Below are 23194 nucleotides of genomic sequence, written 5' to 3'. Positions count from 1 at the left end.
GAGTGTACTTTTGCTATCTGGTGTTCGCGCGCAGGCGCAGGGGCAGCTCAAAAAGGAGATATCCGTATCCATTCATCAAAAGGCGCTGTCTCAGGCGCTGAAAGAGATCAGCCGGAAGGGTGGGTTCACCTTCTCCTATAATACCAAAATACTCAGTGGAGATAGTCTTGTGAACGTAGATGCGGCGGGCAAGCCTGTACTCCAGATATTGGAGCAGCTCCTGGGCAAGTGGGTATGAATTTACGGAGAGCGGTAAATACGTCATCATCCTTCCCCGAACCAACGCACCTCCCGTCAGGCAATATACTATCAGCGGTTATATTAAAGACGACTCGACGCAGGAAAAGGTAGGCAATGTAAGCGTGTACGAGAGCGGCCAATTGGTATCCACTTTAACGGATATCAATGGCTTTTTCCGGCTACGCCTGAGGGATAACAAGTATGCCCATGCAGAGCTGGTGATCAGCAAGCAGTTCTATCGCGATACGGTCATCTTTTTGCGACCGGGTTATGACCAGCAGGTCACGGTGCCGATCGCGCGGGAGAAGGTGTCAGATCTGACGCCTTTTGTCGTTACGAATAAGGTGGAGAAGACCTGGGTGGGGAAGCTGTTCCTGTCTTCGAAACAGATCGTGCAGAGTCTGAATCTTGGAGATTTCTTTGCCAATAAGCCGGTACAGATGTCGCTGATCCCAGGTCTGGGTACGCACGGAAAGATGAGCGGACAGGTGGTGAATAAGTTATCCCTTAACCTGATTGCGGGTTATTCGGCCGGTATGAAAGGAGTGGAGCTGGCGGGGATCGCCAATTTCGACAAGGGGGAAGTACGAGGGGTTCAGGCATCGGGGATCGCCAATCTGGTTGGGGGAAATGTGTCGGGAGTACAGCTGGCGGGTATCCATAATGAAGACCTCGACTCTCTGTATGGGGTGCAGGCGGGGGGATCAGCAACCAGGTGTGGGGCAGCGTCGAAGGGGTACAGTTGGCGGGTATTGTGAACGAGGCGAAGGGAGACGTTAGCGGTGTACAGGTGTCGGGGATACTCAATAAAGCCAGAAAGGTGAAGGGTGTGCAGGTGGGGGTAGTCAATATTGCGGACAGCTGTTCGGGGTTCACGATCGGGCTTGTGAATATCGTAAAGAACGGGATACACGAGTTCTCGGTTTTCAGTAATGAAATGCTACCGATAAATGTCGCCTACAAGTCCGGTACAAGGAAGATGTATACCATTGTCCAGGCGGGTGCTGACTTCTCGAATGACGAACGCGCATATGGCTATGGGATAGGTCTCGGGAACGAGCTGGGGCTGGGGCGGAGCTTTGCGCTAAATACCGAGTACGTGTTCTCGAGTTTTATAGTGGGTCATGGGCGGGAACTGCCCGGTGTATCCAGGCTGCAGGCGATGCTGCGGTGGAATGGGATGAAAGGATTCTCCATATATGCGGGGCCTGCCATTTCTATAACCGCTCCGACGAAGGCTCTCGCTCCCGACGGGTATAAGATGATATTACCGAGGGCGGGTTACCACACGTTCGATCCCGGCAATGCGGTGGCGTGGTTTGGTTGGACGATCGGCGTAAATTTTTTTGACGGGAGATAGGGGTCGTTTTTGTGTAGGGTGTCTATCCCTATATGAAAGCGAAATTTTTTTACTCCAGATCATTGCGCTGTTCGCGCTGTCAAATGTCAGGGCACAGGATACAGCCAGAAAACATATTAATATCGGTCTTGTATATCCGATAAGTACGAACGGTCCCGAAGCAAAGAGTCGGACGAATTCTCTATCTCTTAATGCGATTGGTGGTGTCTCCTATGCCGAGACCGGGGTGTGCGTCGCGGGATTTGGAAGCGTGGTACTCGATTCCGCGCGGGGAGTGATGGTGGCCGGTTTTGGGAATGTGGTTGTCGGTTCTGCCAGGGGGCGATGGTTGGCGGTTTTGGGAACCTCGTGTTTGGTTCATCCAAAGGAGTGCAGGTCGCGGGGTTCGAGAATGTCAATAAGCACAATGCCGGTGTACAGACGGCAGGGTTTCTCAACAAGGCGGCCGATGTGCATACGCAGGTGGCCGGGTTCATGAATATTGCCCGCAGGGTGAAAGGCGTTCAGGTCGCGGGGTTTATCAATATCGCGGACAGCAGCGACTATCCGGTGGCGCTGATCAATATCGTCCGCAACGGGGAGATGAGCGCGGGAGTTAGCACTGATGAAACGCTGACCACTCTGGCCAGTTTCCGCAGCGGAGGCAAGAAACTGTATGGTATCGTAGGTTTTGGGTATAATCACAAGGGCGTCCGTAGTCTGGCTGCCTGGGAGGCGGGGTTTGGCGCGCACGTGGTGACCACGGAAAGATTCCGGCTGAATCTGGAAATTGTGAATATCGGTCTGACCGATTTCAAAGCGGGCGACTGGATGAAGTCTTCGTTCAGGGTGCTGCCCGTCTATCGCGTCTCGCATCGCGTAGAACTGTTTGCGGGGCCATCCTTCAATTATCTCCATGCCAGGAACGGACAGGGTGAGGGTATCGTCGACCATTTCGCCTGGAGCGACAGGAATACCCACAATTACTATGGCTTATTCTTCGGGGCCACGGGAGGTATCACTATTTCACTAACCAACAAATAAAGTAGTATGAAGTTATTATTGTCCATTGTTTTGTTATTTGGGGCTTTGGGTCTGCAGGCGCAGGTGAAGCACACCATCAGCGGGTCGGTGAAGGCGAAGAATACTGGTGAGAGCATTATCCGGGCGACGGTGATCGTGTCTGGGCAGCGTACCGGAGTAACGACCAATGACTACGGTTATTATTCGCTGACGCTGCCTGAAGGGAAGTACACGCTGCAGATTTCTTCTGCCGGCAGGCAGATGCAGACGGTGGAGGTCGATCTGAAAGAAAATATCCAACTGGTGACACTTCTTGAGGAACAGGGGAGTTGCAGAATGTGGTTGTTACTGCGACGGGCCGGGGCAGGAGTATCCGGGGAACGCAGATGGGGGTGGAGCATATCAGCACTAACGAGATCAAAAGCGTGCCTGTGCTGTTTGGAGAAAAGGATGTGCTGAAGACCCTGCAACTGCTGCCGGGCGTGAAGTCCGTCGCGGAGGGCAATAGCGGGCTCAGTGTACGGGGTGGGGGCACAGACCAGAATCTGATACTGCTGGATGAGGCGCCGGTTTATAACGCCTCCCATCTGCTGGGATTTTTCTCGACGTTCAATTCCGACGCCATCAAGGATGTTACCCTCTATAAAGGAAATATGCCGGCGCAGTACGGGGAAGGCTTTCTTCGGTAGTCGACGTGCGGATGAACGAGGGGAACAACCAGGGCTTCCATGTCACCGGTGGTATCGGGCTGATATCGGCCAAGATCAATGTGGAGGGACCTATTCAGAAGGACGAGTCGTCATTTTTGCTGACGGCGAGGAGGACCTATGTCGATCAGTTCCTGAAGTTGTCGGGGGATTCTACGAAAAACAAGAACAGCCTGTATTTTTATGATCTTAATGGAAAGGTAAACTTTAAACTGGGCAGTCAGGACAGGCTGTATATTTCCGGGTATTTTGGCCGGGACAATCTATCGAGCGCGGATGTGTTTGGAATGAACTGGGGGAATGCGACGGCGACCATGAGGTGGAATCACGTTTTCGGGCCGCGTCTGTTCTCTAATACTTCGCTGATCTACAGCGACTACAATTACAAGCTCCGGTTCAACGACAACAGCGGTGATTTTACCGTCAAGTCGGAGCTGAGGGATCTGAATCTGAAGGAAGAGATGCAGCTTTATCTCAACCCGAGGAATACGTTGAGGTTTGGATTCAATTCGATCTATCATTATATGATACCGGCGGTGTTAAAATCGGATGGTAACAGTGGTGTCAATGATTCTGCCTGGCAAAAGCGGTATGGGCTGGAGAATGCGGTCTATCTGAGCAATGACTGGAAAGTTTCCGACCGGCTGAATTTCACCTATGGGGGAAGGCTGGAGGTGTTCAGCGCGGTAGGGAAGGGAGATTTTGTCAGCGTCAACACCGATGGAAAGGTTTTGGACACCGTGCATAACGGTAGCGGGCAGATACTGAAGACCTATGTCAATCCCGAATTCCGTGCGGCGGTGAGCTATCAGTTGGGTGCGAATACATCGGTAAAGGCAGCGTATGCCGGGAATACGCAGAATATGCACCTGGTATCTTCGGGCGGTGCCGGGTTGCCGACTGACAGGTGGGTGCTGAGCAACAATATGATCCGGCCGGAGCGGTCGCATCAGGTATCGCTGGGTTTTTATAAGAATCTCCAGGACGACAAGTATGAGGTGACCGTCGAGACCTACTATAAGGCATTGCTGAATCAGATAGACTACCGGGATGGGGCCAACGTGCTGAGCAATGGAACCATCGAGACCGAGCTGCTGTATGGCAAGGGGCGTGCGTATGGCGTCGAGTGGCTGCTGAGGAAGAAGACGGGGAAACTGACGGGTTGGATCGGGTATACCTTGTCGAAGACGGAGAAGAAGATCGACGGTATCAACGACGATCGGTGGTATAATGCGTTCCAGGACAGAACCCATGATGTGTCCGTCGTAGGGATGTACCAGTGGAACAGGAAGTGGAGTCTGTCCGCGAACTGGGTATATAATACGGGGAACGCGGTGAGCTTACCGAGCGGTAAGTATAAGGTTGACGGAAGGACGGTCTATTATTATTCTCAGCGCAATGGTTACCGGATGCCTGCTTACCACAGACTTGATCTGAGCGCAACCGTTCAACTGAAGCAGAGCAGGCGGTTTTCTTCGGAGCTGGCCTTTGGGGTCTATAATGCCTATGCCCGTAACAATGCGTTTATAATCACTTTCCGGGACAACAAAAATGACCCGAATAAGACGGAGGCGGTTCAGACCACCTTGTTCAGCGCGGTGCCTTTTATTTCCTACAATTTTAAATTTTAACAATGCGATACAAAATATTAGTCGTTTTTGGGTTTGTATTTTTGGCTGGGTGTCAGAAAGTGATCGACCTGAAATTGAAGAAAGATTCGGGGAAGTATGTGATTGAGGGAAATATTACCAATCTGCCGGGGCCGTACCGGGTGACGGTAGGGAAGACGGGGGAAGTGAATGCGGATTGGGTATTTCAGGGGGTGAGCGGGGCCAGCGTCAGTGTTCGGGATGACGCGGGAAATACCGAGGTCTTAAAGGAGGTGGAGCCGGGTGTCTATCAGGGTTCGGTGCTGCAGGGTGTGGAGGGAAGGACATATTCTCTCAGTGTTGTGGTGGGTGGTACGGGTTATACGGCGAGTTCTACGATGCCGCACCGGGTGAACCTGGACAGCCTCTATATCGTCGACGTATACAATTTCTCCAAGATGGTGAAGGCGGTGGTTCCGGTGTTCACGGATCCGAAGGGTCAGGGGAATTCCTATCTGTTCAACGAGACGATCAATGGGGTGCTGGATAAGAATCTTTTCTATCAGAACGACGACTATACCGACGGGAAGACCAGCAGTTTCTCCCTGCTGCGGCCGGATCCGGACAGTACGCTGCACGTCAATGATAAGGTGGATGTGGAGATGCAGTGTATCGATAAGGCCATGTACAAGTATTGGTTCAGTGTGGACCAGTCTTCTTTGGGTGAGGGGGACGCTGGCTGCCAATCCGGTGACCAATATTTCGGGTGGCGCGCTGGGGTATTTCAGTGCGCATACTTCCCAGACGAAATCGATTCTTGTTAAGTAGGAAATAATGCGTATCTTAAAGGGTATAACTAACCCTCTACTATGATCGTCGGCGTACTCAGTGAACCAACATTTGAATCCAGAGTTTCGTTGCTCGCAGAGGGTGCGGCGGTTCTGGTGAAGCGTAACATAGAAGTTTGGGTGCAGTCTGGTGCGGGCGTGAAGGCCTACTGTCCGGACGCGGCGTATACAGGTGTTGGTGTGCAGATCAGGACGAGGGAGGAGTTGCTGGCTTCGGCCGATGTGGTGCTTGGGATACATGCTGAGGATATTCCTATTACTTTACGGGATAAGGTGGCGGTCGGCGTATTTCAACCGTTGTGGAATGCCGCGCTGATGGCGGATTGGGCCCGTGGGGGCATTACCAGTCTGAGTCTCGATATGCTACCGCGGACGACGCGGGCTCAGTCGATGGATGTGTTGAGTTCGCAGGCCAATATCGCGGGTTATAAGGCGGTGTTACTGGCCGCGGGTCTGTTTCCCCGATATTTTCCAATGTTCATGACAGCGGCGGGTAGTATTCCTCCCGCGAAAGTGCTGGTGCTGGGAGCCGGTGTGGCCGGTCTGCAGGCTATTGCCACGGCGAGGAGGCTGGGGGCGGTTGTGGAGGTATTCGATACGCGGCCGGCGGTGAAGGAGGAAGTAATGAGTCTGGGGGGCAAGTTCATCGAGGTGGATGGGGCTGCGGATGCGACGGGGGCGGGCGGTTATGCGGTAGAGCAGTCGGCGGTGTTTGCGGCGCGGCAGCAGGACCGGATCGCTGAGAGCGTTGCCCGGGCCGATGTGGTCATTACTACGGCGCAGATACCTGGCCGTCGGGCGCCGGTGCTGGTGACAGAAGCGATGATCGAGACGATGCGGTCTGGTTCGGTGATCATAGACATGGCGTCGGCAACGGGTGGGAATACGGCGCTGACCAGGGGATAATGAGACGGTAGTCCGGGATGGGGTGACGATCGTGGGAAATTCGGCATTGGCCGCGGCGATGCCGTATGATGCGAGTAAATTATACGGGAAGAATGTGTTGAATTTTCTGGAGTTGATCATGGATAAAGAGGGTAAGCTGAAGCTGAATATGGCGGATGATCTTGTAAAGGGGTGTTGTGTTACGCATGGGGGAGAGGTGGTGAATGAGAAGGTTAAAAATTGGGCCGTATGAGTCATATTTTAGATTGGGTGAGCGTGCATCAGCAAATGATCTATATCGTGGTGCTGATGGTTTTTCTGGGGATCGAGGTGATCGGTCGTGTGCCAGCGGTGCTGCATACGCCGCTGATGAGCAGGGCCAATGCAATTCACGGGGTGGTTATCATCGGGGCGATCATAGTGATGGGGAGGGCGGAGGATGACAATTATATTGCGCTGGGGCTGGGTTTTCTGGCGGTGGTGCTTGGGACTTTGAATGTGGTAGGCGGATTTGTCGTGACGGACAGGATGCTGGAGATGTTCAAGAAGAGAAAATAGTTTTATGGGAGGAGAGATACTTACCATTATTTATTTACTGGCATCCGTGACGTTCATTCTCGGATTGAAGTTGTTGTCGAATCCTGCGACGGCGAGGAAGGGGAATTGGATCGCGGCGGGTGGAATGTTGCTGGCGATCGCGGGGACGATCTTTTTGTACAGAGGGGAAGACGGGAGGAGGCTGGGGAATCATGTCTGGATATTTGGGGGGTTGGTCATTGGTGGTGTGGTGGGGGTGCTGGTGGCGCGCAAGGTGAAGATGACGGCGATGCCGGAGATGGTGAGTTTGTTCAATGGGATGGGGGAGCGTGTGCGGCGCTGATCTCGATAGTGGAGTTTGGCCGGTTGTTGCACAGTCCGACGGGGTGGACGGCCTATCCTCCATTGTCGGCGCAGGGTGATGGGGATGTCTATGGACCGTTTGCGGAAGCCCGGGGAGAGTTGCTGATCATTTTAGCGGGTTTGCTGATCGGGTCTGTGTCTTTTGCGGGGAGTGTGATAGCCTGGGGCAAGCTGAACGGACGGATAAAGGACTATGCTTTTAAACGGCAGCACTGGATCAATCTGTTGCTGCTGGGGCTGATAATTGTGGTCGCGGGATTTGTTTATCATTATGTAATGGTGACGCCGACGGTCAAAGCGGATAGTTTGAAGAATGTGCTTGAAGGGAGGTTCGTGTTCGAGGGGCCTGATTTGGAGAGGGCGCGGTTGTTGTTTTATTTAGTTTTTGGTCTGGCGCTGGTGTATGGGGTATTATTCGTTCTTCCGATAGGAGGGGCGGATATGCCGGTGGTTATTTCGTTGCTGAACTCCTTTACCGGGGTGGCGGCGGCCTGCGGCGGATTTTTGTACGATAATAAGGCGATGCTGACGGGCGGGATACTGGTGGGTGCGGCGGGTACGCTGCTGACGATCATGATGTGCAGGGCGATGAACAGGAGTTTGAGGAATGTATTGATAGGATCGTTTGGTTCGAAGGCGGCGGCGTCCGGCGGTGGGCCCAAGGAGCAGGGGGCGTACCGGGAGATCAGCGTGTCGGATGCCGCGTTGCTGATGAACTATGCGCATAAGGTGATGATCGTGCCGGGCTATGGGCTGGCGGTGGCACAGGCGCAGCATGCCTGTCATGAGCTGGAGAAACTGCTTGGCGAAAAGGGTGTGGAGGTGAAGTATGCGATCCATCCGGTGGCGGGGAGGATGCCTGGGCATATGAATGTATTGCTGGCGGAGGCTGATGTCAGCTATGACAAGCTGCTGGAACTGGAGCAGGCCAATGCTGAATTTCCCACTACCGATGTGGTGATCGTGCTCGGCGCCAATGATGTGGTGAATCCGGCGGCGCGTACCGACCCTTCCTCTCCGATCTATGGGATGCCTATCCTGGACGTGGAGCTCGCCAAGACTTGTATCGTAAACAAAAGAAGTATGAAGCCGGGTTATGCCGGCATCGAGAATGAGCTGTTCTTCCGGCCGAAGACGGCGATGTTGTTTGGAGATGCAAAGAAGGTGCTGCAGGAGCTGAATGCCGCGATCAAGAATCTGTAATTTATGATGCAAAGACCTTTTGTGGGGGCTTTTTGTCTGACGCTGGTTACCGGGGCGCTGTTTGGCGCCTATTTTTTGTTCAGGGTAACGCGGATGACGTATAATCCGGGTCTTTTGATCCTGGCTGGGGTTGCCGGTGTTGCGGAGTTCTGTGGTGATTTTTGTGAGGGCGGGGGCCGGGCCGTTTGAGTCCCGGCTGTGGGTGAGGAATATCGATACGATGTATATGTACATTTATTGGGCTATGACGCTGGCGGCGCATGCCTTTTTGTGAAGGTGCTGATAAAGATTTTGGGGCGGCCGGCAGAAGAGGTTGTGGATCGGGGCGGCGGGTCGGAGAATTTACTGGATGATCCGGGGGGAATTGATGGGGGCTCGCGGGGGATGGGGCCGGGGAGTTGATGGGGCCGGGGAGTTGATGGAGCCGGGGAATTGGGTATCTTTGGCGATCGTGAATTTACCTACAGAGTTGATTTCTTCATTAGAGGGGCTTCCCGGATTTGACGCGGAGGCGTTCATAGCGGTACATGCCGCGGGGCGGCAGGTGACTTCTATTCGGGTCAATCCGCAGAAGCTAAGTAGTGCGCCGGCTGCCTTTGCGGACGGCGCGTCGCGGAGTGCCGTGGTCTTCGAACGGCTATTATCTTCCAGAGCGGCCGTCTTTTACTCTCGATCCTTTGTTACATGCGGGGGCTTATTATGTGCAGGAGGCGTCGAGTATGTTCCTTGAGCAGGCGTTGAGGCAGACCGTCGATCTTTCGCGGCCGTTGCGGGTATTGGACCTGTGTGCGGCTCCCGGCGGGAAGTCTACGCTGATACAGTCGTTGTTGAGTGCGGATAGTCTGCTGGTGAGCAATGAGGTGATCCGTGGGCGTGTACATATCCTGCAGGAGAATATGGTAAAATGGGGGTGGCGAATACGGTGATCACGAGCAACGACCCGCAGGATTTCCGGAGGCTGGAGGATTTTTTCGATGTTATAGTTGTCGATGCGCCGTGCAGCGGGAGCGGATTGTTCAGGAGGGAGCCGGAGGCGATCGGGGAATGGAGTCCGGACAGTGTGCGGCTTTGCCAGTCGCGTCAGCAGAGGATATTGTCTGATGTGTGGCCGGCCTTGCGGCAGGATGGAATTTTGATCTATTCGACCTGCTCGTATTCGCGGGAGGAGGATGAAGATATTTTGACTTGGGTGATGGAGGGGATGGATGCGGAGGGTTGCCGGCTGGAGGTGCCGGGGGAGTGGAATATCGTCGAGACTGGTGTTGGCGATAGTTATGGTTACCGTTGCTGGCCGGACCGGCTGGCAGGTGAGGGATTTTTCTTGCTGCTGTCCGGAAGAGGGATGGAGGTGACTATGTGGCGCCGAGGAAGCTGGCGTCGCCGGAGCGGGTGACGAAACAGGAAGATCAGCGTATAAGGCCATGGGTTCGTGAGGGGGATGGGTGTTTTTCGCCATCAGGAGCAGATCAATGCCCTGGCGGAGCCGGTGGTGGCTTCTTTGCCGATACTACAGTCGGCCTTGTATCTGAAGCGGGCGGGGGTGCCGCTGGGGGCGTTGTCGGCGAAGGAGCTTATCCCGGAACATGATCTGGCGGTGAGTGTGGTGGTGAGTCCGTCGTTGCCGGTGCTGTCTCTGACGAAGGAGGAATCGTTGGTATATCTGAGGAAGGAGGAGATTGCTCCGGGGGACAGCCCGCTGGGTTGGACGCTGGTGGCGTATGAGGGGTTGAATTTGGGGTGGATAAAGGTTTTGCCGAGGAGGTCGAATAATTATTATCCGAAGGAGTGGAGGATTTTGAAGAGATAAGGGTTGGGGGGATTGACCGCTGGTTGATGGTGGATCGACTGGGGGAAGAAGGGTGGGGTGACCGCGGGGTGGATGGTGGATCGGGCAGAGAAGGAGGGTAGATTTGACCTTCACGGAAAATATTGCATCTTTGTCCTGAAGTGGACTTTAAAAAAATATCACTATGCGATGTCCTGTTGCCGTACTTTTAATGATCAGTTGTTTTTTTGTTAAGCCTGTCGGGGCCCAGTCGAATGAATTACTTGTATTGGGCCAGACCGGGAATCTGCACCTGGAGCATATCGTTGTTGCGAAAGAGAATTGGTATAGTGTAGGCAGGCTTTATAATATCACGCCTAAGGAACTTACTACGTACAATAAGTTGGCGCTGACTCAGCCGCTGGTCGTCGGTCAGACGCTGGAGGTCCCGCTGACGACTGTTAATTTTTCACAGAATGGACAGAAGGGGACGGGAGAGACGCTGGTACCGGTGTATCATGTGGTCCAGGAGAAGGAATGGATGTACAGGATCAGTGTGAATCATAATAAGGTGCCGATCCCGAATCTTGAGAAATGGAATAGTATAAATAAGGACCAGGTGCATTCGGGTATGCATCTGGTGGTGGGATATTTGAGGGTGAAGACGGCGTTGTCGGCCCTGGCGAAGCCAGGTGGTGTGACGGGATCCGTGGTGGCTGGTGGTGTTTCGGCTCCGGCTGCTGGTGGTGGATCGAAGGACGGGGTTGGATCGAAAGATGGGGGAGGATCGAAGGACGGGGGTGGATCGAAAGATGGGAATGTTGCTGCGGCGAAGAATGAGGTGGATTCGGCGGTTGTGGCTCCGGTTAGTCCGGCGGCAGGGAAGACAAAGGGTAGTGAAGGGACGGTGGGGAAGACGAAGGGGAGTGATGGGGGTGTAGTGAAGACGACGAAGGCGAATGAGGGGACGGGGGCGTCGGTGAAGGGGGAGATGTGGCGGCGACGGCTAAGCCCGCATCGGGTGGTGGGTCGGCAGAGTCTGTGAAGGTGGCGACGGCCCCGGGTGGAGGGACGACTTCCGGTGGAGGGATGGGGTCTGGCGGGGGGACGGCGTCGAATCATAACGGGGGTGTTTTCAAGGGAGAATTTAACGAATCCGGTAAGTCTGCGTCCGGGGTGGCCGGTACCTTCAAGAGTACCAGCGGCTGGCAGGACGGGAAATACTATGCGCTGATGAATAATATTTCTGTCGGGACGATCGTGAAGGTGAGTGATGGTAATACTGGGAAGAGTGTTTATGCAAAGGTGCTGGGTGCGCTGCCTGATATGAAGGAGAGCGCGGGTCTGTCCATCCGGATCAGCAATGCTGCTGCGTCCGAGCTGGGTGAAGGGGAAGGCCGGTTCAGTGTGTCGGTCAGTTATTAGGGGACGGGTTGGCGGGGTTTTGGCGGAATCCCCGGAGGAAGTCTTCGATCCTCATTCTTTTTTTGCCTTCGAGCTGGATATCGGTGACGCGGATATAGCCGTCGGAGGCGGCGAATCTCAGATATGATTTTTGATCTGTTTCATAGGCTCCTGGCTGAATGCCGGGAGTCTTTTTTCTTTTTCGGAGTGATAGATCTTGAGGATCTTACCGTCGAGGTGTGTGAAGGCGGCGGGGAAGGGGGAGAGGCCTCTGATCAGATTGTAGATGTCTTCGATGGGTTTGTTCCAGTCGATGAGGCAGGTTTCTGTAAATATTTTGGGAGCGTGTTTCAGGTCGGTGCTGTCCTGCTGGGGGAGGCTTTCAGTGAGCCTGTGGAGAGTCCGGCGATGGTGGTGACGAGGAGGCGGGCGCCGACCTCTTTCATGATATCGTGGACGTCGCCTGCTGTTGCGTCGGGGGCGATGGGGAAGCGGTCCTGGAGGAGGATGTTTCCGGTGTCGATGGCGTGTTGCAGCTGGAAGGTCGTGACGCCGGTGACAGTCTCGCCGTTGATCACGGCCCAGTTGATGGGTGCTGCGCCGCGGTATTGGGGGAGCAGGGACCCGTGGAGGTTGACGGTGCCCATGGGGGGCATGGACCAGACGGATTCGGGAAGCATGCGGAAGGCGACGACGATCTGGAGGTCGGCTTTGAGGGCGCGAAGTTCTTCCTGGAATGTCGGGTCTTTTAATTTTTCGGGCTGCAGGATGGGCAGTCCTTTTTCTTTCGCGTATTTTTTTACGGCGCTTTCGGTGAGCTGCATGCCGCGGCCGGCGGGTTTGTCGGGTGCGGTGATGACGGCGATGACGTTGTAGCCGGCTTTGAGGATGGCGTCGAGTGAGGCAACGGCGAACTCGGGTGTGCCCATGAAGATGATACGTGGACTAGTCGGCATAGAGTAAATATTTTTTTCTGATTGCTTTAAAGTTGGAGAGTGCGGGTTCCCGAGGTCTTGCGGATGGCGTCTTCGCTGAGTCCTTCTTTTATCTGCTGGCGGAGGGTGGGGCCGCCGGCGAGGCGGTCGAAGCCGCCGCCGTTGTGCAGGAAAAAGGAGTCTTTGTCCGGGAAGAGGCGGTAGGCTTCGAGCACCCATTTTAGCGTCCACCGGTTGCCGGTAGCTTTTTCCGCGTCGCCCTGGCTGAGGTCGTAGCCGTTGCAGGTCTTGCCGAGTTGTGGCGGACTTGTTGCGCCGGGGAGGCTTTGGGGCGTGAAGCTGTAGCCGGTGGAGGGGAAGGAGGGGTTTCCGAATTGCTGGAAGGGTTTGGTGGTGCCGCGGCCCAGGCTGACGGGGGTCCCTTCGAAGAGGCAGAGGGAGGCGTACAGGTATACGGACTGCATATTGGGGAGGTTGGGGGAAGGTTTTACCGGTAGAGTATATCTGCTTTTGTGTGTGTAGTTCCTGCAGGGGATGACGATCAGGCGGAAGTCTCCGGTGGCGGTGTTTTTGATGGATGAGGTATAGGTGGTTGATGAGCCGGGAGTGGTTGCGGGTATGGTGGTGGTTGGGTTGTTGGTGGCGGCTGTGGTGGTAGGCGCCGTGGCCGCGGCGGTTTTCGCGGTGGCCACGGTTATAGAGTCGGAGGGGGAGAGCCATTTTTCGCCGAGGAGCATTTTGGCGTATTCGCCGATGGTCATGCCGTAGACGACGGGTATGGGCTGCATGCCGACGAAGGACCGGTATTTTGTATCCAGTATGGGGCCGTCGACGTAGAAGCCGTTGGGGTTGGGGCGGTCGAGGATGATGAGGGTGCGGTGGTTTTCGATGGCTGCTTCCAGATATTTTTGCATCGATGATATGTATGTGTAGAAGCGGACGCCGACGTCCTGGATGTCGAACACCAGGATGTCTACGCCTTCGAGGTCGGAGGGAGATGGTTTATTCTTTGTGCCATAGAGGGAGATGATGGGGATGCCGGTGGAGGGATCCTGCTGGTTGCCGACTTTGGCGCCGGCGTCTGCCTCACCGCGGAAACCGTGTTCGGGGGAGAATATTTTTACTACACGGATACCTCTTTTCAGGAGTGTATCTACGAGGTGGGTGTTGCCGATAACGGAGGTTGCGTTGGCGAAGATGGCGACGTTCTTTCCCCTGAGGAGGTGAAGATAGAGGTTCATCTGATCGGCACCGGTCTGGATGGGGCTGGTGGTGACGGTTGTCGTCGGAGTGGTGATGGCCGCGTCGGCGGGGCTGGTGGCGCTGCATGTAGCGGGGCGCACAAATTGCAGAGAAAGCGATACGAGGCAAAGAGATATGATTCGCATAGGCCGCAATTTAATTATTTAATCCTACCTTGCAGCCATGTCCCTTGCCCGGGACTTTAAATGTAAAACATATGGCACAAGAAGTAAAAGTTGGAGATACCGTAAAAGTTCATTATCACGGACGTCTGACCGATGGGACAACATTTGATAGCTCTGAAGGACGTAGTCCGCTGGAGTTCGAAGTGGGCGGCGGTATGGTAATAAAGGGATTTGATGATGGTGTTCTCGGTATGACCGTTGGCCAGAAGAAGACCATTGAGATCCCGGTGGAAGATGCCTATGGACCGAGGGACCCTCAGGCGATCATCGAGTTTCCGATAGATCGTTTTCCTCCGAATATCAAGCCTGAGGTAGGGATGCAGCTGGCCATGAACAATGGCGCGGGGCAGCAGATGCCGGTAACCATCGTAGAGGTTAGGCCGGATGCTGTGGTGCTGGATGCCAATCATCAGCTGGCTGGTGAAGATCTTATTTTTGATCTCGAACTGGTTGAGATCAATACTCCTTCACGGATAATTATGCCTTAAATTTTATTGGATGGGCTGTGAACCGCCTGACGCGGTGTGAACCATTGGTTGGGGTGTGAACCGCAGTAAGGTTTAACGCTAGCCGGGTGGTCGCGTGAACCGTTGGGTGGGGATGTGAACTGCAGGTGAGGTGGACGTATGAACCATTGGTTAGGGGTGTGAACCGCTGCCGAGGCGGGTCAGGCTGCGCTGGGTTTTGCCGGTGGGATATGGGTCGGGGTGTGGGAGTTGTATTTTTCTCGAAGGCCCGTGCCGGGACCAGCAGGCTGATCAGGGACACGGCGGTATTGAGGATGGAGCCTTCCAGTCCGAAGTCCCCGCCTGTCAGGAAAAGGTCGCCTTTGGGATCGGCCTGTAGAACGGAGGGCAGGTTCAGGCCGCTGACCCGGAAACCGAGTATTGGGCCCTGGAAGAAATTCCGGGTGAGGTGAAAGAGGAAGGAGAACCAGAGATTTCTTGTAAAAATATAGTTTATCCCGAGCAGGAGGCCGGCCAGGAACAGGTTGGCGAAGGCAAGGGTATGCATGCCCGGGTTAGTGAGGTGAAAGCAGGCGAAAAGGAAGGCGGAGATGCCCAGGGCGATCCATTTGTTGGAAAAGCTGTCCAGCAGGTTGCCGAGGATGTAACCGCGGAACACGAGTTCTTCGCTGAAGGCGATGAAGACCATCAGTCCGAAGGAGACGAAAAATGAAGAGGGGTCGAAGACGATATCGGTCCATTCGAGGTGTCCGCTGAGCAATAGCAGCACTGCGGTCAGACCCATCAGGCCTGGTCCCATCAGGAGACCGGTCAGCGCCTCGTTGATATATCCCATCAGGGGCCATCCCAGGCTCATAAAGCTGCGGCGATCCACGAACTGCCGGAAAACGGCGACGCAGACGAGGGAGATGACCAATTCAAGCAAGACCATCAGCCATAGGTAGCTGCCCGTCAGCAGGCCGGAGATCGTGGGCAGGGGATTTGTCTCCAGTTGCCGGAGGGTAGTTCCCGTGATCGTCATCAGGGCCGTGGCGGCAAGCAGCAGGGTGAGCAGAAAGAAGCCACAGCCAAACAGAAGCACCCGCAGCCAGCCTTGCGGGAGTACCGGATTTTTTATAACCTGATCGGACATAGTTGGGTATATTCGTTTGGTCCAAACCAGACCGTGACCTGTTCGGACAGTACTAAATATACGAATCATGTTTGAAAACTACTCTTTTACCGTGGCGGAAAGATTCCTACGGTATGTTCAGATCGATACCCAGAGTGATCCCCAGTCGACCACGTATCCTTCCACCGAAAAGCAGAAGGACCTGGGCCGGCTGCTGGTGCAGGAGCTGCAGGCGGCGGGTTTGTCCGATGCAGATATGGACGAATTTGGATATGTGTATGCCACACTCCCGGCCAATACGGACAAACCGGTTCCTGTGATCTGTTACTGCGCGCATATGGATACTTCTTCCGACAGTAGTGGTACCGGAGTGAAGCCGATCGTTCATCATGCGTATAACGGGGGGATATCGTTCTGCCGGATGACCCCGGTCAGATCATCTCTCCGGCGGAGCATCCGTATCTGGCGTCGCGGGTGGGGGACGACGTCATCACCGCGAGTGGTACGACCCTTTTGGGGGCCGACGATAAGGCGGGGGTTGCCGTGATAATGGATATGGTTCATTTTTTTGTGGGTCATCCCGAGCTGAAGCACGGGAAGATCCGGATATTGTTCACTCCTGATGAAGAGATCGGCAGGGGCGTGGACAAACTGGACATGCAAAAACTCGGGGCCGATTTCGGCTATACGCTGGATGCGGGTGAGCGGGGTTCGCTGGAAGACGAGACCTTTTCCGCGGATGGGATGACGGTCACGTTTTATGGGAAGAGTGCGCATCCGGGGTATGGGAAGGACAAGCTGGTCAATGCGATAAAGGTGGCGTCTTATTTTGTCGAGCTGCTGCCAAAGGATGAATGGTCGCCGGAAACCACGGAGGGTCCCTATGGTTTCGTTCATCCGGTCCGGATATCGGGATTGGTGGAGAAGGCGGTTGTGGAATTTATCGTGCGGGATTTTTTCACTTTCCGGGTGGAGGCATATGAGGAGATATTGCGGGACAAGGTGCAGGAGGCTTTGAAGAAGTTTCCGGGCGCGGCGGCGGAAGTGGTGGTGAAGGAGCAGTACCGCAATATGAAGGAAGTGCTGGATCTTCATCCGCAGGTGAGCGCCTATGCGGAGGAGGCGATTGTGCGGGCTGGGGTTGCGGTTCGCAAGAGCAGTGCGAGGGGCGGGACGGATGGTTCGCGGCTGTCCTTTATGGGCCTGCCGTGCCCCAATTTATTTACGGGAGAAATGGCATTTCATGGAAAGCATGAATACGTAAGCATACAGGATATGCAGAAGTCGGTGGAGACTATTGTGCATCTTTCGATGATTTGGGAAGAGAAGAGCTGATCCTGCGCATGATCATTTCCGCGTGAATCCTGGAGTTTTCGATGAACCAGATATGGGTGTTCATGCCACCGCAGACGACGCCTGCAAGGAAGAGGTTCTTTATATTGGTTTCCATCGTTGCGGGGTCGTAGAAAGGCTGGAGGCGGCTGTCGTCGGATAACCGGATGCCGGTACTCCGGAGGAAGTCGAAGTTGGGCTGGTAGCCTGTGAGCGCGATCACGTAGTCGTTAGGGATGGTTACTATTCCGTCGGGGGTTAGTATATCCACCTCGTCTGGTCGGATGGCGGCTATGGAGGAGTGGGTGTATGCCTTTATGCTGCCTTCTTTGATACGGTTCTCTATGTCCGGTTTGACCCAGTATTTGACGCGGGGACCGATGCCTTCTCCCCGGATGACCATGGTCACGTCCGCGCCTTTCCGCCATGTTTCGAGGGCTGCGTCGACGGCGGAGTTGCTGGCTCCTATGACGATCACTTTCTGCATGGCGTAAAAGCTGGGGTTCTTTATAGTAGTGGGTGACTTTTGGAAGTGATTCGCCGGGGACGCCGAGCAGGACGGGGATATCGTAGAAGCCGGTGGCGATGATGACATAGGTGGCGGTATAGGTCCGGTGGTCGGAGATGATCTCGAATCCGTCGCCGATGGGTCTTATCTGTTGTACGCCTTCCTGCAGGCGGATGTGCAGGTGGTTGGAGACGGCTACGCGGCGATAGTATTCCAGTGCTTCGCTGCGGTTGGGCTTCACGTTGTTGCTGACGAAGGGTACGCCGCCTATCTCGATGCGTTCGGAGGTCGAGAAGAAGGTCATGTTCGCGGGGTAGTTGTAGAGGGAGTTGACCAGGCAGCCTTTTTCGAGGACGATGTAGCCGAGGCCGGCCTTTTGCGCTTCGAGGGCGCAGGCGATGCCGATGGGGCCGCCGCCGATGATGACGAGATTGTAGTTGTTTAACATATTACTTGCTCACAAATTTATGTACATTCACGCACAAAACTCTTACCATGGATACCGTTAATGTTTTTTATATTATTGTTGCGCTGATAGCCGTGGCCATTGTCTTCAGCTGTGCGGTCAGTGTAAACCAGGGCTATATATACGTAGTCACGATGTTCGGCAAATACCGGCGGATCCTGCGTCCGGGGTTGAATTTTAAACTACCTTTCCTCGAGGCGGTCTATAAAAAGATATCGATCCAGAACCGGAGTGTGGAGCTGGAGTTCCAGGCGGTGACGGCGGATCAGGCGAATGTTTATTTCAAAAGCATGCTGTTGTATGCGGTGCAGAATGCGGATGAGGAGACGATCAAGAGGGTTGCCTTTAAGTTCATCAGCGACAGGGATCTGATGCAGGCTCTGACGAGGACGATCGAGGGAAGTATCCGCAGCTTTGTAGCGACGAAGAAGCAGGCGGAGATACTGGGTCTGCGTAAGGAGATAGTGGAGTTCGTGAAGGAGCAGATCGATCATTCGCTGGAGGACTGGGGGTATCATCTGATGGACCTTCAGATCAACGATATTACGTTCGACAAGGCCATTATCGAATCGATGAGCAGGGTGGTGGCGAGTAATAACCTGAAGGCGGCCGCGGAGAATGAGGGGCAGGCTTTGCTGATCACGAAGACGAAGTCGGCGGAGGCCGAGGGGAATGCGATAAAGATCTCGGCTGAGGCGGAGAAGGAAGCGGCGAGGCTGCGGGGGCAGGGTGTTGCGTTGTTCCGTCAGGAGGTGGCGCATGGGATGAGCGAGGCGGCGGAGGAGATGAAGCGGGCCAATCTGGATACGAATGTGATCCTTTTCAGCATGTGGACGGAGGCGATAAAGAATTTTGCCGAGGCGGGGAAGGGGAATATCATTTTTCTCGACGGGAGCAGTGAGGGGATGGATAAGACGATGAAGCAGATACAGTCGCTGATGGTGAGGCAGGCCAACGGGCAATAGCTGGCCGAGGTCGGTGGAGGGGTGGAGACTGGCTGTGGGGGTAGTGGGGACGAGCCGGTGGAGGGGTGGGGCTGGCCGCTGCATGTGATTGCAGAAGCGGCACAATTTTAGCATTTTGTTAAAAAATAGAAGTGGGAGGGGGCCGTTATAGGGGTTAAGTCTTATTTTTATCCATCGGGTCCCGAAGGGCCCGCCTCATAAATTAAAAACAGATACCGGAATGACTCTTTTTTTCTGCAGGTAATACTGGATTCGGCAAAGATCAAGGACAGCCTTGCGCGGGTGGCTATGACGGCGGCTCAGCAAAAGGAGAATTTGTGGGATATCCTCATCAAGGGGGGCCGCTGATGATCCCGCTGGCTATACTGCTGGTCATTGCGATCTTCGTGTTCTTCGAACGGTATATTGCCATCAAGAAAGCTGCGAAGCTGGACGACAATTTCATGAATATTATCCGGGACCATATCATATCCGGTAATATTTCGGCGGCGCGCAGTGTTTCGAAGAATACGCCTACTGCGACGGCGCGTATGGTGGACAAGGGTATTCAGCGGGTGGGCAAGCCGATCGAGGCGATCGAGCGGAGCATGGAGAATGTGGGCAAGCTGGAGTTGTACAAGATGGAGCGGAATCTGGCGATCCTTTCGGTGATCGGGTATATTGCGCCGCTGTTCGGGTTCCTAGGGACCATTGCGGGGATGTTCGAACTGTTCTATAGCATTGCCAGTACGGGAGAATATAGTATCTCGAATATTGCGGGGGGTATCTATGTCAAGATGATCTCTTCGGCATCGGGGCTTATTATCGGGATCATCGCCTATGTGGGCTACCGGTTCCTGATCAGCCAGATCGACAAGGCGACTAACCGGATGGAGGCTGCGAGTGCTGATTTCATCGATATTTTACAGGAGGAGGCCCGATGAATCTAAGAAATCGTCATAGAGAAGAGGCGGAAGTGCATACGGGACCGCTGAATGATATCCTGTTCATTCTGCTGCTGTTCTTCCTCATTGTAAGTACGCTGGCGAACCCTAACGTGGTGAAGCTTTCCCAGCCCAAGTCAAAGAGTGATACGAAGGCCAAGCAGACGGTAGTGGTATCGATCGATGCCAATAAGCAGTTCTATGTGGGGACGACGAAGGTGACGATCGAAGAGCTGAAGGCGAGGTTGCAGCCGTTCCTCGCGAAGGAGACGGATCAGCCTTCGATAGTTATCAATGCGGACAAGTCGGTGCCTGTCGACGATGTGGTGGCGGTGATGCGGGTCGCGCGCGAGCTGGGGGCGAGGACGGTGCTGGCCGTGGACAAGAACGGGGTGCAGTAGGGGTGTTGCCGGGAACGGCCGGCCGGGGTTGTGAATCGTTGGGGTATCCGGGTGCGGGTGATGGTTAAAATTCTATGTGTATTCTTCCCGCGAATAAGTTGATGGGCCCGCGGTCTTTGTTGTAGGCCGGGTGGTTGACGAACTGATAGTCTGCGGTCGCCCAGAGGTTGTTAAAAAGTTTCACTTCATAAAATAGTTCGGCTGTGGCTTCGCGCCCGTAGTTGGGCAGTTTTCCATCTCCTATCATGAAGCCGTAGCCGCCAATTGCCAGAAAATCGCGGTGGTCTTTGGATATGCCGTTGCTCAGCAGGGCTACGCCGAAGTTGTCGGAGGGGCGGTGCCAGCTGTTGCCATAGACGCGGATGCCGCCGCTGATGGTGTTGTCTATTTCGGCGAAGGCCCAGGAGGCGGTTTTGCCGTTGTTCCAGCCCAGGCGGAGGAAGGCGCTGGCGGAGTGGCTGAGTTCCTGTTCTGCGTTGATACCCAGTCCCGGCTTCTTGTTGCCATAGGATTTGCCTATCAGTACGTCGAGGGAGGTATCTGCGCCGCTAATTTTGTCATTGATGACGTCCCGGTAGTGTGGGGCTTTGTTTATGTTGTAGAAGCCGAGGAGGCGGACGGCGCCTTTATAGCCGTGAATGGTATAGCGTTTTTCAAATTCGATGTTTTCGCTGCTGGTGTTACCGTAGTGCCAGTCTAGTTCGGGTCCGTTGGCGTAGGTTGGCTCGAGGGCGGTGCCGAGGCGCAGGGTCCAGCCGGGTTTGACGAGCTCGGCCACGACGCCGTAGGTGTAACCGCGGGTATTGGCGGCGTAGTCGTAGGCTCCATTATTCATAAAGGCCCAGTTCATGAAGTCCATGCGGGGGTCGTGGCTGACGTTGCTGTTGTCGAAGAAGTCGCCGACGGAGAATTTTCCCGCGGACAGGGTGATACGGGAAGTGGAGACTCTTTCTTTTACCTGGTTGGCGTCGTCGTCGAGGTCTTCGTAGTGCTGTTTGTCCAGGTCGAAGTGCTGGCGGAAGAAGATGCGGGCTACGTATACCGTAGGTTCGGGGTTGCCGATGCGGAAGGTCTCGCCGTTGGGGAACCCTGCTATTCCGAGGGTGCTGCCGACGCCTTTGCCGCCGGCCATTTCCGGGTTGAAGTAGAGGGCGGCTCCGTGCCAGAGTTTTCTGCCGAGATAGGCAGTGGCTGTGACGGAAAAGGCGCGTTCCTGCTGGTTGGTCATGCTGTTCTGGCCGGCGTAGGGGGCCGGGAAGGTGGGGTGCCACTGGACGATGCCGGTGAACTGGAAATGATAGGACCAGCCTGAATCTTTTAAGAGAGCGTCGGATTTGGAGGGGGATGACGACTGTGCCGAAGAGGATCGGGATAAGGCGAACGAGAGTGCGGTGAGCAGAAATAGTTGGGTCCTACGCATTGTTCCTTGGAATAAAAGTTGCGCAAAACTAGCCTTCCGGCTGAAGGTTTTAAAATATATTAATGTTACGTCGTTGCTTTTACCATGCGGTCTTTTCCCTGCAGGTCCTTGCGTAGCATTAGGTTGCTAAGGCCGGCAGAGCGGAAGAGGCCGAGGACCTGTTCGCCCATTTCTTCGTGGGTCTCGACGAAGACCTGGCTGCTGCGTGGCATTTGCCGGACGGCGAATTGGCTGATGGCGCGGTAAAAGAGAAGGGCGTCGTTGTCTGGAACGAACAGGGCCGGGCCGGGTTCAAATTCCGTGACGTGGGTCGCCATCTGCGACTTTTCGTTGAGGGGGATGTAGGGGGATTGCTGACGAGGCAGGTGATGGTGGGGAGGTCGTTCCATGATCCGGGGTTCAGGAAGTCCAGGTGGTGGAAGTTGATGGGGGTGTTTTGGCTATTGGCGTTGCGGCGGGCGACTTCGAGTGCTTTGGTGCTGAGGTCGCAGGCGTGGATCTGCGCGGTGGGGAGACGTTTGGCCGGGGTGATGGGGATGCAGCCGCTGCCGGTGCCGACGTCGAGGATGGTGGGGGCGCCGGCCGGAATAGTGCCGATGCCTGGCGCAGGCGGAATGGACTCAAGTACCCAATCCACCAGTTCTTCGGTTTCGGGGCGGGGGATCAGGACGTTTTCGTCCACATAGAGTTTCATTCCGGCGAACCAGGCCTCGTTGAGGACGTACTGGACGGGGCGATGGGTCAGGAGCTCCTGGGAATAGCGACGCAGCGTGGAGAGGGTTTGGTCTGGCAGGGGTTCGGACCGGTGGAGGATTCGGTCGATCTTTTTCCATCCGGAGAGGTTTTCGAGCACCCAGTCAGTGATGATGGCGGCTTCGCGGTCTCCGTAGAGGGGGAGCAATTGAGTGGTGAGCGATTTCTGGGCCTGTAGCCAATCCATCCGTAAAAATAGGGGAGTTTGGCGTAACTTTGCCGGCCCGATGAATTTCCCCGAAACATATATGCGACGCTGTCTGGAGCTGGCTCTGCTGGGGGCCGGACGTGTGGCGCCGAACCCCATGGTGGGGTCGGTGCTGGTATATGGGGACCGCATTATCGGCGAAGGGTATCACCAGCTGTATGGAAAGGCGCATGCGGAGGTCAATTGCATCAACTCTGTGAAGGAGGAGGATCAGCCGCTGATAGAGCAGTCGACGATCTATGTGTCGCTCGAGCCTTGTGCGCATCACGGGAAGACGCCGCCCTGTGCGGACCTGATCCTATCGCGGCGGATACCCAGGGTGGTGGTTGGTTGCCGTGATCCTTTCCCCAGGTGAACGGGAAGGGGATCGAGAAA

The 23194-nt window shown here is 55.0% G+C and carries 27 protein-coding genes and 4 pseudogenes; 24 read left to right on the top strand and 7 right to left on the bottom strand.

Annotated features, from left to right (window positions below; genetic code table 11):
- Window positions 1-10 precede the first annotated feature (10 nt).
- The 17 genes and pseudogenes from ACQ86N_RS35635 to ACQ86N_RS35555 all read left to right on the top strand — a co-directional run bounded on the left by ACQ86N_RS35635 (window position 11) and on the right by ACQ86N_RS35555 (window position 11924).
- Window positions 11-238, top strand: a complete 228-nt coding sequence (locus ACQ86N_RS35635; RefSeq protein ID WP_431211204.1) for a hypothetical protein — start codon at window positions 11-13, stop codon at window positions 236-238.
- Window positions 239-362: 124 nt separating this feature from the next.
- On the top strand, window positions 363-998 hold the full coding sequence (locus ACQ86N_RS35630) for a hypothetical protein (protein ID WP_431211203.1): 636 nt from the start codon (window positions 363-365) through the stop codon (window positions 996-998).
- Complete coding sequence (locus ACQ86N_RS35625; RefSeq protein ID WP_431211202.1) at window positions 956-1600, top strand: hypothetical protein; 645 nt, start codon at window positions 956-958, stop codon at window positions 1598-1600. Before ACQ86N_RS35630 ends, ACQ86N_RS35625 begins: the two co-directional genes overlap by 43 nt.
- A 324-nt stretch (window positions 1601-1924) precedes the next feature.
- Window positions 1925-2623 carry a hypothetical protein gene (locus ACQ86N_RS35620; protein ID WP_431211201.1) on the top strand — a complete coding sequence of 233 codons (699 nt, stop codon included), beginning with the start codon at window positions 1925-1927 and terminating at the stop codon, window positions 2621-2623.
- A 6-nt stretch (window positions 2624-2629) separates the two neighbouring features.
- Window positions 2630-3061, top strand: a complete 432-nt coding sequence (locus ACQ86N_RS35615) for a carboxypeptidase-like regulatory domain-containing protein (RefSeq protein ID WP_431211200.1) — start codon at window positions 2630-2632, stop codon at window positions 3059-3061.
- Entirely contained in the window at window positions 3034-3291 is a 258-nt protein-coding gene (locus tag ACQ86N_RS35610) for a TonB-dependent receptor plug domain-containing protein (protein ID WP_431211199.1), read from the top strand. Before ACQ86N_RS35615 ends, ACQ86N_RS35610 begins: the two co-directional genes overlap by 28 nt.
- A gap of 11 nt (window positions 3292-3302) precedes the next feature.
- The gene (locus tag ACQ86N_RS35605) at window positions 3303-4940 is read left to right on the top strand and encodes a TonB-dependent receptor plug domain-containing protein (RefSeq protein WP_431211198.1); all 1638 of its coding nucleotides are present in this window, start codon (window positions 3303-3305) and stop codon (window positions 4938-4940) included.
- A gap of 2 nt (window positions 4941-4942) precedes the next feature.
- Window positions 4943-5722 (top strand): DUF4249 family protein, encoded by a 780-nt coding sequence (locus tag ACQ86N_RS35600; protein ID WP_431211197.1) that lies wholly within the window; start codon window positions 4943-4945, stop codon window positions 5720-5722.
- 45 nt (window positions 5723-5767) lie between these two features.
- On the top strand, window positions 5768-6652 hold the full coding sequence (locus ACQ86N_RS35595) for an NAD(P)(+) transhydrogenase (Re/Si-specific) subunit alpha (RefSeq protein ID WP_431211196.1): 885 nt from the start codon (window positions 5768-5770) through the stop codon (window positions 6650-6652).
- A gap of 22 nt (window positions 6653-6674) precedes the next feature.
- Entirely contained in the window at window positions 6675-6884 is a 210-nt protein-coding gene (locus ACQ86N_RS35590) for a hypothetical protein (RefSeq protein WP_431211195.1), read from the top strand.
- The gene (locus ACQ86N_RS35585) at window positions 6881-7189 is read left to right on the top strand and encodes an NAD(P) transhydrogenase subunit alpha (protein ID WP_431211194.1); all 309 of its coding nucleotides are present in this window, start codon (window positions 6881-6883) and stop codon (window positions 7187-7189) included. The genes ACQ86N_RS35590 and ACQ86N_RS35585 overlap by 4 nt, the downstream gene beginning before the upstream one ends.
- 4 nt (window positions 7190-7193) lie before the next feature.
- Window positions 7194-8734 (top strand): annotated as a pseudogene (locus ACQ86N_RS35580) (NAD(P)(+) transhydrogenase (Re/Si-specific) subunit beta).
- 3 nt (window positions 8735-8737) lie between these two features.
- On the top strand, window positions 8738-8923 hold the full coding sequence (locus tag ACQ86N_RS35575) for a hypothetical protein (RefSeq protein WP_431211193.1): 186 nt from the start codon (window positions 8738-8740) through the stop codon (window positions 8921-8923).
- Window positions 8924-9315: 392 nt separating this feature from the next.
- Window positions 9316-10127 (top strand): annotated as a pseudogene (locus ACQ86N_RS35570) (hypothetical protein).
- 45 nt (window positions 10128-10172) lie between these two features.
- On the top strand, window positions 10173-10541 hold the full coding sequence (locus ACQ86N_RS35565; RefSeq protein WP_431211192.1) for a methyltransferase RsmF C-terminal domain-like protein: 369 nt from the start codon (window positions 10173-10175) through the stop codon (window positions 10539-10541).
- Window positions 10542-10788: 247 nt separating this feature from the next.
- Window positions 10789-11544, top strand: a complete 756-nt coding sequence (locus ACQ86N_RS35560) for a LysM peptidoglycan-binding domain-containing protein (RefSeq protein WP_431211191.1) — start codon at window positions 10789-10791, stop codon at window positions 11542-11544.
- The gene (locus ACQ86N_RS35555; protein ID WP_431211190.1) at window positions 11493-11924 is read left to right on the top strand and encodes a hypothetical protein; all 432 of its coding nucleotides are present in this window, start codon (window positions 11493-11495) and stop codon (window positions 11922-11924) included. The genes ACQ86N_RS35560 and ACQ86N_RS35555 overlap by 52 nt, the downstream gene beginning before the upstream one ends.
- On the opposite strand, the pseudogene ACQ86N_RS35550 reads toward ACQ86N_RS35555, so the two are convergent.
- The 3 genes and pseudogenes from ACQ86N_RS35550 to ACQ86N_RS35540 all read right to left on the bottom strand — a co-directional run bounded on the left by ACQ86N_RS35550 (window position 11914) and on the right by ACQ86N_RS35540 (window position 14226).
- Window positions 11914-12182, bottom strand: a pseudogene (locus ACQ86N_RS35550) (hypothetical protein). The gene ACQ86N_RS35555 and the pseudogene ACQ86N_RS35550 overlap by 11 nt on opposite strands.
- A gap of 71 nt (window positions 12183-12253) precedes the next feature.
- Complete coding sequence (locus tag ACQ86N_RS35545) at window positions 12254-12859, bottom strand: methionyl-tRNA formyltransferase (RefSeq protein WP_431211189.1); 606 nt, start codon at window positions 12857-12859, stop codon at window positions 12254-12256.
- A gap of 26 nt (window positions 12860-12885) precedes the next feature.
- Window positions 12886-14226: an exo-beta-N-acetylmuramidase NamZ family protein gene (locus tag ACQ86N_RS35540; protein ID WP_431211188.1), complete on the bottom strand. Its 1341-nt coding sequence runs from the start codon at window positions 14224-14226 to the stop codon at window positions 12886-12888.
- Between the two features lie 71 nt (window positions 14227-14297).
- On the opposite strand from ACQ86N_RS35540, the gene ACQ86N_RS35535 reads away from it, so the two are divergent.
- The gene (locus tag ACQ86N_RS35535) at window positions 14298-14753 is read left to right on the top strand and encodes an FKBP-type peptidyl-prolyl cis-trans isomerase (protein ID WP_431211187.1); all 456 of its coding nucleotides are present in this window, start codon (window positions 14298-14300) and stop codon (window positions 14751-14753) included.
- Here ACQ86N_RS35535 and ACQ86N_RS35530 read toward each other — a convergent pair.
- Entirely contained in the window at window positions 14743-15864 is a 1122-nt protein-coding gene (locus ACQ86N_RS35530; RefSeq protein WP_431211186.1) for a lysostaphin resistance A-like protein, read from the bottom strand. The genes ACQ86N_RS35535 and ACQ86N_RS35530 overlap by 11 nt on opposite strands.
- Window positions 15865-15931: 67 nt before the next feature.
- Here ACQ86N_RS35530 and ACQ86N_RS35525 point away from each other — a divergent pair, with 67 nt between their 5' ends.
- Both ACQ86N_RS35525 and pepT read left to right on the top strand, forming a co-directional pair.
- Window positions 15932-16390, top strand: coding sequence for a hypothetical protein (locus ACQ86N_RS35525; protein ID WP_431211185.1), 459 nt, complete (start codon window positions 15932-15934; stop codon window positions 16388-16390).
- Window positions 16279-17178, top strand: a complete 900-nt coding sequence (pepT, locus tag ACQ86N_RS35520; RefSeq protein ID WP_431217718.1) for a peptidase T — start codon at window positions 16279-16281, stop codon at window positions 17176-17178. The genes ACQ86N_RS35525 and pepT overlap by 112 nt, the downstream gene beginning before the upstream one ends.
- Here pepT and ACQ86N_RS35515 read toward each other — a convergent pair.
- Window positions 17138-18131 (bottom strand): annotated as a pseudogene (locus tag ACQ86N_RS35515) (YpdA family putative bacillithiol disulfide reductase). The gene pepT and the pseudogene ACQ86N_RS35515 sit on opposite strands and share 41 nt — an antisense overlap.
- A 47-nt stretch (window positions 18132-18178) precedes the next feature.
- Between ACQ86N_RS35515 and ACQ86N_RS35510 the strand changes: the two are divergent.
- From ACQ86N_RS35510 to ACQ86N_RS35500, 3 genes are all read left to right on the top strand, one after another.
- Window positions 18179-19114, top strand: coding sequence for an SPFH domain-containing protein (locus tag ACQ86N_RS35510; RefSeq protein ID WP_431211184.1), 936 nt, complete (start codon window positions 18179-18181; stop codon window positions 19112-19114).
- 317 nt (window positions 19115-19431) lie between these two features.
- Entirely contained in the window at window positions 19432-20037 is a 606-nt protein-coding gene (locus tag ACQ86N_RS35505) for a MotA/TolQ/ExbB proton channel family protein (protein ID WP_431211183.1), read from the top strand.
- Entirely contained in the window at window positions 20034-20438 is a 405-nt protein-coding gene (locus tag ACQ86N_RS35500; RefSeq protein ID WP_431211182.1) for an ExbD/TolR family protein, read from the top strand. The genes ACQ86N_RS35505 and ACQ86N_RS35500 overlap by 4 nt, the downstream gene beginning before the upstream one ends.
- A 64-nt stretch (window positions 20439-20502) precedes the next feature.
- Here ACQ86N_RS35500 and ACQ86N_RS35495 read toward each other — a convergent pair whose 3' ends face one another.
- Window positions 20503-21858, bottom strand: a complete 1356-nt coding sequence (locus tag ACQ86N_RS35495; RefSeq protein ID WP_431211181.1) for a carbohydrate porin — start codon at window positions 21856-21858, stop codon at window positions 20503-20505.
- Window positions 21859-21976: 118 nt separating this feature from the next.
- On the bottom strand, window positions 21977-22798 hold the full coding sequence (locus ACQ86N_RS35490) for a N5-glutamine methyltransferase family protein (RefSeq protein WP_431211180.1): 822 nt from the start codon (window positions 22796-22798) through the stop codon (window positions 21977-21979).
- A 61-nt stretch (window positions 22799-22859) separates the two neighbouring features.
- Here ACQ86N_RS35490 and ACQ86N_RS35485 point away from each other — a divergent pair, with 61 nt between their 5' ends.
- The gene (locus ACQ86N_RS35485) at window positions 22860-23174 is read left to right on the top strand and encodes a bifunctional diaminohydroxyphosphoribosylaminopyrimidine deaminase/5-amino-6-(5-phosphoribosylamino)uracil reductase RibD (RefSeq protein WP_431211179.1); all 315 of its coding nucleotides are present in this window, start codon (window positions 22860-22862) and stop codon (window positions 23172-23174) included.
- Window positions 23175-23194: the final 20 nt, after the last annotated feature.

Source organism: Puia sp. P3 (genome assembly GCF_050632245.1).
Lineage (GTDB): Bacteria > Bacteroidota > Bacteroidia > Chitinophagales > Chitinophagaceae > Puia.
Note: the sequence above shows the minus strand (reverse complement) of the source record. Positions and strands in the feature narration are given on the sequence as shown.